This is a genomic window from Cryobacterium fucosi, from assembly GCF_004403515.1.
In the GTDB taxonomy this organism is placed as follows: Bacteria; Actinomycetota; Actinomycetes; order Actinomycetales; family Microbacteriaceae; genus Cryobacterium; species Cryobacterium fucosi.
The window spans coordinates 1-9,608 of record NZ_SOHH01000086.1 but is presented as its reverse complement, the minus strand read 5'-3'; the positions used below and the strand labels follow the sequence as shown (position 1 = coordinate 9,608).

The window sequence follows — 9,608 nt, the reverse complement described above, 5'->3', positions numbered from 1 at the left end:
GGCCTGCGCGGCGGCGCACCGGCGCGGGTGCCGGGCCGGATCGACCGCAGCATCTCGGATGCCGGCGGCCTCGAGCGCCTGCCGGGTCGCCTGGTGCGGGCCGAGGGTCACCCGCCCGTGCCCGACGTGACGGTCCGGGAGGCGTGGGACGGGCTCGGCAGCACGCACGACCTGTTCTGGAACCGTTTCCAACGAGACTCGATCGACGACCGAGGGCTGCCCCTCGACGCCACCGTGCACTACGGACGCAACTACGACAATGCCTTCTGGGACGGCGAGCGGATGGTCTTCGGCGACGGAGACGGCCAGGTGTTCAACCGGTTCACGGCGTCGCTGACCGTGATCGGGCATGAGCTCACCCACGGCATGACCCAGTTCACCGCGAACCTCACCTACCAGGGCCAGTCCGGGGCCGTCAACGAGTCGATGTCCGACGTGTTCGGCCTCGTCGAACAGCACGCGCGGGGCCAGTCAACGGCCGAGGCCGGCTGGCTGATCGGCGAGGGGCTCTTCACCGACCAGGTGCAGGGGGTTGCCCTGCGGTCGATGAAGGCACCGGGCACCGCCTACAACGACGATGTGCTCGGCCGGGACCCGCAGCCGGACAGCATGGCCGGCTATCTGGAGACCGAAGACGACAACGGCGGGGTGCACCTGAACTCCGGCATCCCGAACCGGGCGTTCTATCTGGTCGCCGAGGCACTGGGCGGCAACGCGTGGGACGCGCCGGGGCAGATCTGGTACGACACCCTGACCAGCGGCACCCTCGGCGGCACCGTCAGCTTCGCCGCCTTCGCCAGGGCGACGGCCCGCGCGGCCGTCAAACGCTACGGCATCGGATCGGCCGAACACCGGGCCGTCGTCGCCGGCTGGACCACCGTCGGCCTCGGCTCCGGCCTGGCAGCCGGCATCCCGGGGCCGCCGCGCCCGGAGTAACATCGGCGGCATGAAGGTCGTCGTTTCACGGAGCGGGGGCATCGCCGGCATCCGCATCACCTGGGAAGTCGACATCGACGCGCAGCCCGACGCCGCCGACTGGTTCAGCCTGATCACGGCGCTGCCCTGGGCGGAGGTGTCGGCGCGGGCACCCGAACCGGATCGTTTCGTCTACCGCATCCGGTGCGCGCCGAACGAGGTGGTCCTGGCCGAACCTCAGGTCCGCGGGCCCTGGAAGGAACTCGTCGACCGGGTGAAGGCGTCGCAGGACGCCGATTCCGGGCCAGGCCCTCGTTCGGCAGGGCCCAGGCGCTCCCCTGACTCGCCACTCGGCGGGTTTGGAGTCAACTCCCAGCCTCCCGGATGACCGCAGCCCCGGACCGAGGGCGGATTGCTGCGACGCATGCTCACATCCGACCCGATGGCATGGGAATATGGGGCATGGAAACCAACGACCTGTATCCGGTCCGGCACCTCAGCGAAGACGAATGCTGGGAGCTCCTGATCTCGTCGAGTTTCGGGCGCCTCGCGATGAGCATCTCCGGGGAACCCGACATCTACCCGGTCAATTTCATCGCCGCCGACCGGCGGCTGGTCTTCCGCACGGCGGAGGGCACGAAACTGCTCGAACTCACCGTGAACAACAAGGTTGCTTTCGAGACCGACGGCATCGGCCGCGACGAGGCGTGGAGCGTCGTCGTGCGGGGCCACGCCCGCGTCCTCGACACGCAGCACGAGATCGAGGCTGCCGACCAGTTGCCCCTGCGGCCGCTCATCCCCACCCTCAAGTACATCTACGTGGAGATCACCCCCCAGGTGATCACCGGGCGGCGTTTCCAGCTCGGGCCGGAACCCGAGCGCTACTAGCCTGGCCCGCCATGACGAACGCATCGGCCTCGAACAGGCCCCACAGCGTCCTGGATCGCCTGGATCGCCTGACCGTCCCCGCCGGCCGGGGCCCGGCATCCGCCGTCGACGGGCCGCGCGTCTGAGGTCAGAGCCCGGCCAGGGTGCGCAGCGCCGCCAGCCCCTGCGGGGATCCGGGCCAGTGCCGCTCGAGCGCCTCCGCCCCCGCACGCCGGGTGACGAACCGCAGCACGACCGCGACGATGATCGCGTCGTCCGCGTAGCCCAGCACCGGGATGAAGTCCGGCACCAGGTCGATCGGCGAGAGGAGATAGCCCAGGAGCACGACCAGCCACACCCGCACGCCGGTCGGGACGGTGCGGTCGGCCGCCAGGCGCCGAAGCAGCCGCACCACGTCGGGGATCAGGCGCAGCGCGTCTCGCAGCCGGGTCGGGTCTGACTGCGTGCGGGCCGCCCACCAGAGCAGGCCGACCAGCATCAGCCACAGGACCAGGATGCCGCCGGCAACGCCGAGCACGATCTCCCACCAGTCCGGGCCGGGCACGTTCACGAGACCAGGTCGTCGCCGGAGAGCCGGTCGTCGCCGGAGAGCCGGATCAGCCGGAACAGGGCGAGGGCGTAGGCATCCGCCGGGTCTGCCGCGTCATGGCTCTCGTCGGTGCCGGCCAACTCGACGCGCACCCGGTAGGCGTCCTCTCCGATCCGGGTGAGCGAACGGAAGGAGCTGCGGAGCAGGACACGCAACTGGTCCTCGCGCGGCAGCCAGAGCGCGTCCTCCAGAGCCAGCGAATCCAGCGCCCACTCGGTGGTGCCGTTGAAGCCGAGGATCGTTCCGGTGTCGAACTCGTGCGGCTCGATCGTCATGTCACTGACCGTGAAGACGTCGTTCTCGAAGCCGGACCGTTCGATCCGGAACGCGTCGCCGGAGACCGGGTGCCAGCGCAGCCCGGCGTCGGCCAGGGCGCGTGCGCAGTCGATTGAGATCATGGCCCATTATCTCCGCCCACTAGCGTTGTCAGGGTGACCATCTCTCTGAGGGGACCGGAGTGACCCGAACGGTGAATCTCACAGTGCACGTGAAACCGGGCAGCCGCAAGGGCCCGCTGGTCACCGTCGACGAGCCCACGGATGCCGGGCCGGGCGGCGCGGCGACCGGGCCCCCGGCGGATGCCGCACTGACGGTCTACCTGCAGCAACGGGCGGTCGAGGGGGCCGCGAACGACGCGCTGGTGAAGCTGCTCGCGAAGCACTTCGGGGTTCCGCGCGGCGCAGTGAGCATCGTGCGCGGCCACGCCTCGCGGATCAAGCACGTGCGCATCGACCACGAGACCTGACGAAGCGCACCCGACCTGGTCTCGACAGGCTCGACCACCGGCGGACTCGGTCCTCGGCGACCGGTGGTCGAGCCGACATCCGCTGGTCGAGCCTGCATCCGCTGGTCGAGCCGACATCCGCTGGTCGAGCCGACATCCGGTGGTCGAGCTTGTCGAGACCCCCACACGACCTGGTCTCGACAAGCTCGACCACCGCACGGCTCGACCACCGCACGGCTCGACCACCGCACGGCTCGACCACCGCACGGCTCGACCACCGGCGAGCTCGAGGCCTAGCTGACGCCGAGCAGGTCGATCACGAAGATCAGGGTCTGGCCGGACAGGCGGTGTCCGCCGCCCGCGGGGCCGTAGGCCAGGTGCGGCGGCACGACGAGCCGGCGACGCCCGCCGACCTTCATCCCGGGGATGCCCTGCTGCCAGCCGGCGATCAGGGAGCCGAGGGGGAAGTTGATCGACTGGCCGCGGTTCCACGACGAGTCGAATTCGTCCCCGGTGTCGTACTCGACGCCCAGGTAGTGCACGTCGACGGTGGCGCCGGGGGTCGCCTCGGCGCCCTCGCCAACCACGATGTCGGTAACGGTGAGGGCCTCGGGCGCTGGGCCCTCCGGCGCGTCGAGTTCGGGCTTGGAGTTCAGATCAGTCATGGTCCTATCCAACCCGATCCCGGCCCCGATCGCACACCGGAAAATTCCCCCTTGCGCGAACGGGGCCGGAAGGCGCACTATGAAGTCAGTAACTCGCCGCACCGGGAGAGTCGTCGGCATCGCCACACCACCGGGCGGCGAGTTCTATGTCTGCCGCAGATGTGCCGGCCGCGGATGCCGCGTGCCTCCGGTCAGCGCGCCAGGTCGGCGTCGCCGACCACGGCGGCGCGGTCATGCCGCACCAGCGTCAGCAGCTGCGCCTCGTCGGCCCGGTCGACGTTGCCGGCGCTGCCGTTGAGCATCCGCTGGCGGGCGAAGGCGAGCCGGGTGGCATCCGTGATGAAGTCGTTCATCCCGGCCCGCCGGTCCCGGGGCTGACCCGCCGCCCAGCCGCGCGCCTGCCGCCGCCCCTGCGGGGTGGCCAGCATCTCGACCTCCGCGGTGGAAAACCAGCCGGCCGCCGCATACTCCATCAGGCGGCGCTTTGTGATCCGTTCCTCCTGCTGCCGCAGCAGCACCACGACCACGACGGCCGTGATGAAGAGCGGAACCTGCACGAGCAGGTAGTACGAGATCAGGTTCGTGTCGCCGACGAGCAGGTAGAACGCGCCGTTCCAGAGCGCGTGCAATGCCACCGCGCAGACGAGTCCGAGCAGCACCGTGCCGACCATGCCACCGGCCCGGCGGCGGGCAGCCAGCCCGAACGCGATGCCCGTGCACGCGGTGAACATGACGTGGGCGAACGGGGAGAGCACGCCGCGCACCAGGAAGGTGAAGCCGAGGGTCTCTGCTCCGCCTTCGATCATCGCGACCCCGAAGTACTGGATGTTCTCCGAGAAGGCGAAGCCCGCCGCGATCGTGGCGGCGTAGACCACGCCGTCGACCGGGCCGTCGAACCGGCGCCGCATCGCCCAGAACAGCAGCAGGATGCCGGCACCCTTCGCCGTTTCCTCGACGATCGGCGCCTGGACCACACCGGTGAGGAAGTCGGTGCCGTCGCCGGTCGCGGCCGCACCGGCGGCGGCCAGGGCCAGCTTCACCCCGAGGTCGAAGACGAGGGCCGAGACGACCGACACCCCGGCGCCCCAGAGCAGCGCGAACCAGAGCGCCGGCCGCGGCTCCGGCTCCCACCGGTCGATCCAGCGCACCGCGAGCAGGATCACGCTCAGCGGCACGAGCGCGAGTGCGAGGCAGATGAGCAGCGCGCCAGGGCCGAGGAAGGTGGACAGATAGACCAGGACGAGCAAGAGCGCCCCACAGGCGACGACGATCCCGATGATCGCGAGGGCGACCGCGGCACCGCCGGGGCGGCGCACCGGGGTGGTCCAGACCTGCCGCACCGGGTGCAGCGCCGGGTTCACCGCCGGGTTCACCGCCGGGTTCACCTCGGGGGCAGCCAGGTCGCGTTCGGATGCCGGGGTCTCGAAGGTCATGCGCAACACCCTACTGGTGGCCGCCGCGTTCCGCGCCGGTCAGGAGGCGAACATGGTCCCGGGGTTCAGGATGGCCAGCGGGTCGAACACGGTCTTGATCCGGCGTTGCAGCTCGAAGCTCGTGTCGCCGAGCTCCTCGGCCAGCCAGCGCCGCTTCAACACGCCTACCCCGTGCTCCCCGGTGAGGGTGCCGCCGACGTCGAGCGCGGCACGGAACAACTCGCCGGCCGCGGCCCAGATCGGCTCAGGGACCACCTGCTCGTCGGCGGGCCTCCCCCGGTCGACCGGGATGACGAAGTTCGGGTGCAGGTTGCCGTCGCCGGCGTGTGCGACGGTCGGGATCGGCACACCGGTGCGCGCGCTGATCTCGGCGATCCGGTCGAACATCTCCTTCATGCGGGACCGCGGCACGCAGACGTCTTCGATCAGGACCTGCCCGTGGGCGGCCAGCGCGGGGTGCGCGGCCCGCCGCACGTCGAGCAGACGTTCAGCCGAGGCCGCATCCGTGGACAGCCGCGCCTCGCCGCCCGCCGCACGGAGCACGGCCACGGCCTGCTCGGCCTCCGCCCTGGCCGCCGGCCCATCCGTCTGCACCAGCAGGAACGCGCCCCGGCCGAGCGGGAGCCCGGCCGACGCCGCCGGTCCGAGGTGCGCCGCGATCAGGGCGAGGGCGACGGGGTCGATCAGTTCCATCACGGCCGGGCGGATCCGAGCCGCCGTGACGAGCACGGATGCCGCGGCCGCCCGGCCCACGTCGGGGAACACCGCGCCGATGGTGACCGTCTCCCCCGCCGTGATCGCCCTGGTCCGCACCACCGCCTCCACGATCACACCCAGGGTGCCCTCCGACCCGGTGAGCAGCGCGGTCAGGTCGTAGCCGGTGACGCCCTTCACCGTGCGGCGGCCGGTGCGGAGCAGGCTGCCGTCGGCGAGCACGACCGTGAGTCCGAGCACGGCCTCCCTGGTCACCCCGTACTTCGCGCAGAGCAGCCCGCCGGCGTTCGTCGCGATGTTCCCGCCGACGGTGGAGATGGCCCTGCTGGCCGGGTCGGGGGCGAACCACAGACCGTGTTCGAGGAGGGCGTCGCCCAGATGCTGGTTGATCACCCCGGGTTCGACCACCGCCAGTTCGTCCTCCGGCCGGATCTCGAGGATGCGGTTCATCCCGGCAACGCTGAGTACGATCGACCCGTCGGTGCCGCAGGCACCCCCGGCGAGGCCGGTCCCGGCGCCGCGGGTGACGACGGGGACGCGCCACTCCGAGGCGATCCGCAGCGTCGCCTGCACGTGCTCGACCGTGCCGGCCCGCACCACGGCCAGCGGCAGCCCGGCGGCCACCCAGCCGGACCGGTCGGCGCGGGCGGCCGCGAGTTCCGCCGGGTCAACGCTCACGATCGTGCCCAGTTCGGCCTGCAGTCGCTCCAATGCGGTCATGCCGCCACAGTACCGGCCCGCCGGTGCGCGTGCTCCCCGGCCATGCCCCGGCGGGCGCCCGCACGCGGCCATGTCCGATTCCCGCTATCGAACCGGGCCCTGACCTGTCAGGCTGGAAGCGTGAAATCGACCGAGTTCAGCCGGCCTGCGTCCCGCCCGCCCGCGACGCCCACGCCCGGTGCGGGAGCCGGGGCAGGAACCGGCGTGGCCGACCCGGTCTTTGCCGAGCGATACCGCGCCATGTCGTCCCGGGATTCCCGGTTCGACGGTCAGTTCATCACGGGCGTGCATTCCACCGGCATCTACTGCCGGCCGAGCTGCCCGGCCGTCACCCCGAAGCCCTCGAACGTGTCGTTCTACCTCACCAGCGCAGCCGCCCACGAGGCCGGCCTGCGCGCCTGCAAACGCTGCCTGCCGGATGCCGTCCCCGGCTCGCCCGACTGGAACATCCGTGACGACCTGGCCGCCAGGGCGATGCGGCTGATCATAGACGGCGCGGTCGAGCGGGAGGGCGTGACCGGGCTGGCCGCACGGCTCGGCTACAGCGAGCGGCACCTCACCCGGGTGCTCGTCGACGAGCTCGGGGCCGGCCCGCTCGCGCTCGCCCGAGCGCACCGCGCGCAGACCGCCCGGTTGCTGCTCGGCACGGGGCTGCCGATCAGCGAGGTCGCCTTCGCCGCCGGCTTCGGCAGCATCCGCCAGTTCAACGACACCATCGCCGCCGTCTACGAACGCACACCGTCCGAGCTGCGGAGCAGGATGCAGGCGGCCGTCCGGCCTGGATACGCGAGCCGGAACGGCGCCGAGCCGACCGGCGAACCAGGGATCGCCACGACCGTCACCCTGCAGCTCCCCGCCCGGGCGCCGTTCGACGGTCGCGGCGTGCTCGGCTTCCTCGGCGTGCGCGCGATCCCGGGCGTCGAGGCGGTCACGGCCGACTCCTACTCGCGCACCCTCCGCCTGCCGAACGGCTTCGCCGCGGTCGAGCTGTCCCTGGCCGGCAGTCCGGCTGCCCCGCTCGTGAGCTGCGTCGCCCGGCTCACCAGCCTCGCCGACCTCGCCCCCCTGGTCAGCCGGGTGCGCCGCCTGCTCGACCTCGACGCGGACGCGCAGGCCATCGACCTGGCGCTGGCGGCCGACCCGCTGCTCACCGCCTCGGTCGCCGGCACCCCCGGCATCAGGCTGCCGGGCAGCATGGACCCGGAGGAGACCCTGTTCCGGGCCCTCCTCGGCCAGCAGGTCTCGGTGGCGGCCGCCCGCACGGCGCTCTCCCGCCTCGCCGAGGCCCTCGGCGACCCGTTCCCGGATGCCGGCGCCACGCCGGGGCTGTCCCGGCATTTCCCGACCGCCGCCCGGATCGCCGCCGACGGTCGCGACGTGCTGCGCGGGCCCGCCGCGCGGATCGACACGGTCATCCGGGTCGCCGAGGCCCTCGCCTCCGGTGAGCTCGTGCTCTCCTACGGCCAGGCCAGGGAGACGCTGGAGTCGAGCCTGACCGCGCTGGCCGGGATCGGACCGTGGACGGCCGGCTACCTGGCCATGCGGGTGCTCGGCAGCCCCGACATCCTGCTCACCAGTGACCTGGCGCTCCGGCAGGGCGCCGCGCGGCTCGCGCTGCCCGGGGACGCGAAACGGCTGGCCGCGCACGGCGCCGGCTGGGCACCGTGGCGAAGCTACGCGGGCATGCACCTGTGGCGCGCGGCCGGGCCGGCGGCCCCATCCCGGCCGGAACCGGCCTGATCGGCGGCGCCAACAGGCAAACCCCTCCGGCGGCCGATAGCCTGAACAGGTGAAATTCGCGCACCTCAGAGTTGATGGCCAGTCCACCCCACGTCTTGCCGCGGTTTTCGACGACTCGGCGGTGTTCCTCGACGAAATCATGGACGACGCCCCCCGCGACCTGCAGGACCTGATCGAGAAGGGCGACGACGACTACGACCGGGTGCGCGCGCTGACCCTGAACGCCGTGTCGCACGGCGCCACCCTCACCCCGCTGGACGACCTGCGCTATTCGTCCGCCGTGCTCCGCCCGCCGCAGATCATCGCCATCGGAGCCAACTACGCCGCCCACTCCTCCGAGCTGCAACTCCGCGCGGAGGCGGCGGCGACCGTGTTCTCACTCTGGCCCAACTCGCTCACCGGCCACGAGTCGACGATCACCTGGGCGACCGACCTGACCGCACAGGTCGACTACGAGGCGGAGGTCGGGGTCGTCATCGGCCGCGCGGCCCGCAACGTGTCCGTGCAGGACGCCCTCGACCACGTCTTCGGCTACACGGTCGTCAACGACATCACCGCCCGCGACCTGCAGTTCTCCGAGGCGCAGTGGTCACGCTGCAAGTCCTTCGACGGTTTCACGCCGACCGGCCCGGTTGTCGTCACCGCCGACGAGATCGGCGACCCGCAGGACCTGTGGCTGACCACCCACGTCGACAGCCGCATCCTGCAGGACGCCTCAAGCGGCGACATGGTGCGCACGGTCGCCGAGATCATCTCCTACCTGTCGAAGACGTCGACCCTGCTGCCGGGCACCCTCATCTCCACCGGCAGCCCGGGCGGCGCCGGGTACAGCCGGAAACCCCCGGTGTTCCTGCGGGACGGGTCGACCGTCACCGTGGCGATCGACAAGATCGGTTTCCTGACCACGCACTGTCGCGCGCTCTGACCTCGGCGCTTCCGGCCGGATCGACGGCGCGAGCGTAGGCTCGGCTCCAGGACGCGGCATGGGCGGGGAAAGGTGGGCGACATGTCTACGATCTCGGTCGTCATCCCGTGCTACAACGACGCCGGCTTCCTGGCCGTCTGCCTCGCCGCGCTGGCGGCCCAGACCCGCCCCGCCGACGAGGTCATCGTCGTCGACAACAGGAGCACGGATGCGTCGGCCGCCGTCGCCCGCGCCGCCGGCGCCCGCGTCGTCCCGGCGCCCGCCCCCGGGATCTGGCCGACCGCGGCGGCCGGGT

The 9,608-nt window shown here is 71.8% G+C and carries 12 protein-coding genes; 7 read left to right on the top strand and 5 right to left on the bottom strand.

From position 1 onward, the window contains the following. The 3 genes from E3T48_RS12310 to E3T48_RS12300 form a co-directional block, all read left to right on the top strand. On the top strand, positions 1-936 hold a 936-nt coding region (locus E3T48_RS12310; protein WP_134524342.1), incomplete at its 5' end, for a M4 family metallopeptidase. A 10-nt stretch (positions 937-946) separates the two neighbouring features. Next, positions 947-1,303: a protealysin inhibitor emfourin gene (locus E3T48_RS12305; protein WP_134524341.1), complete on the top strand. Its 357-nt coding sequence runs from the start codon at positions 947-949 to the stop codon at positions 1,301-1,303. Between the two features lie 74 nt (positions 1,304-1,377). Continuing rightward, positions 1,378-1,803 (top strand): pyridoxamine 5'-phosphate oxidase family protein, encoded by a 426-nt coding sequence (locus tag E3T48_RS12300; protein ID WP_134524340.1) that lies wholly within the window; start codon positions 1,378-1,380, stop codon positions 1,801-1,803. 127 nt (positions 1,804-1,930) lie between these two features. Here the strand turns inward: E3T48_RS12300 and E3T48_RS17640 are convergent, their stop codons facing one another. Together E3T48_RS17640 and E3T48_RS12290 are read right to left on the bottom strand one after the other, a co-directional pair. Then, entirely contained in the window at positions 1,931-2,353 is a 423-nt protein-coding gene (locus tag E3T48_RS17640) for a YkvA family protein (protein WP_241986802.1), read from the bottom strand. Beyond that, positions 2,350-2,790 (bottom strand): hypothetical protein, encoded by a 441-nt coding sequence (locus E3T48_RS12290; protein ID WP_134524339.1) that lies wholly within the window; start codon positions 2,788-2,790, stop codon positions 2,350-2,352. The genes E3T48_RS17640 and E3T48_RS12290 overlap by 4 nt, the downstream gene beginning before the upstream one ends. Before the next feature lie 59 nt (positions 2,791-2,849). Between E3T48_RS12290 and E3T48_RS12285 the strand changes: the two genes are divergently transcribed. Continuing rightward, complete coding sequence (locus E3T48_RS12285) at positions 2,850-3,137, top strand: DUF167 domain-containing protein (RefSeq protein WP_241986801.1); 288 nt, start codon at positions 2,850-2,852, stop codon at positions 3,135-3,137. A gap of 272 nt (positions 3,138-3,409) precedes the next feature. Here E3T48_RS12285 and E3T48_RS12280 read toward each other — a convergent pair whose 3' ends face one another. From E3T48_RS12280 to E3T48_RS12270, 3 genes are all read right to left on the bottom strand, one after another. Then, on the bottom strand, positions 3,410-3,781 hold the full coding sequence (locus E3T48_RS12280) for an FKBP-type peptidyl-prolyl cis-trans isomerase (protein ID WP_134524338.1): 372 nt from the start codon (positions 3,779-3,781) through the stop codon (positions 3,410-3,412). Between the two features lie 191 nt (positions 3,782-3,972). Beyond that, the gene (locus E3T48_RS12275) at positions 3,973-5,214 is read right to left on the bottom strand and encodes a PrsW family intramembrane metalloprotease (protein WP_134524337.1); all 1,242 of its coding nucleotides are present in this window, start codon (positions 5,212-5,214) and stop codon (positions 3,973-3,975) included. A gap of 39 nt (positions 5,215-5,253) precedes the next feature. Beyond that, positions 5,254-6,648, bottom strand: a complete 1,395-nt coding sequence (locus E3T48_RS12270) for an FAD-binding oxidoreductase (protein ID WP_134524336.1) — start codon at positions 6,646-6,648, stop codon at positions 5,254-5,256. A 204-nt stretch (positions 6,649-6,852) separates the two neighbouring features. On the opposite strand from E3T48_RS12270, the gene E3T48_RS12265 reads away from it, so the two are divergent. From E3T48_RS12265 to E3T48_RS12255, 3 genes are all read left to right on the top strand, one after another. Next, the gene (locus E3T48_RS12265; RefSeq protein WP_255455826.1) at positions 6,853-8,388 is read left to right on the top strand and encodes an AlkA N-terminal domain-containing protein; all 1,536 of its coding nucleotides are present in this window, start codon (positions 6,853-6,855) and stop codon (positions 8,386-8,388) included. A gap of 49 nt (positions 8,389-8,437) precedes the next feature. Beyond that, positions 8,438-9,313 carry a fumarylacetoacetate hydrolase family protein gene (locus tag E3T48_RS12260; protein ID WP_241986800.1) on the top strand — a complete coding sequence of 292 codons (876 nt, stop codon included), beginning with the start codon at positions 8,438-8,440 and terminating at the stop codon, positions 9,311-9,313. An 81-nt stretch (positions 9,314-9,394) separates the two neighbouring features. Beyond that, a partial coding sequence (locus tag E3T48_RS12255) for a glycosyltransferase family 2 protein (protein WP_134524334.1) occupies positions 9,395-9,608 on the top strand: 214 nt, incomplete at its 3' end.

Coding starts and splice junctions, on each gene's coding strand:
- E3T48_RS12305 (WP_134524341.1), top strand. CDS start 947: ATGAAGGTCGTCGTTTCACGGAGCGGGGGCATCGCCGGCATCCGCATC.
- E3T48_RS12300 (WP_134524340.1), top strand. CDS start 1,378: ATGGAAACCAACGACCTGTATCCGGTCCGGCACCTCAGCGAAGACGAA.
- E3T48_RS12290 (WP_134524339.1), bottom strand. CDS start 2,790: ATGATCTCAATCGACTGCGCACGCGCCCTGGCCGACGCCGGGCTGCGC.
- E3T48_RS12280 (WP_134524338.1), bottom strand. CDS start 3,781: ATGACTGATCTGAACTCCAAGCCCGAACTCGACGCGCCGGAGGGCCCA.
- E3T48_RS12275 (WP_134524337.1), bottom strand. CDS start 5,214: ATGACCTTCGAGACCCCGGCATCCGAACGCGACCTGGCTGCCCCCGAG.
- E3T48_RS12270 (WP_134524336.1), bottom strand. CDS start 6,648: ATGACCGCATTGGAGCGACTGCAGGCCGAACTGGGCACGATCGTGAGC.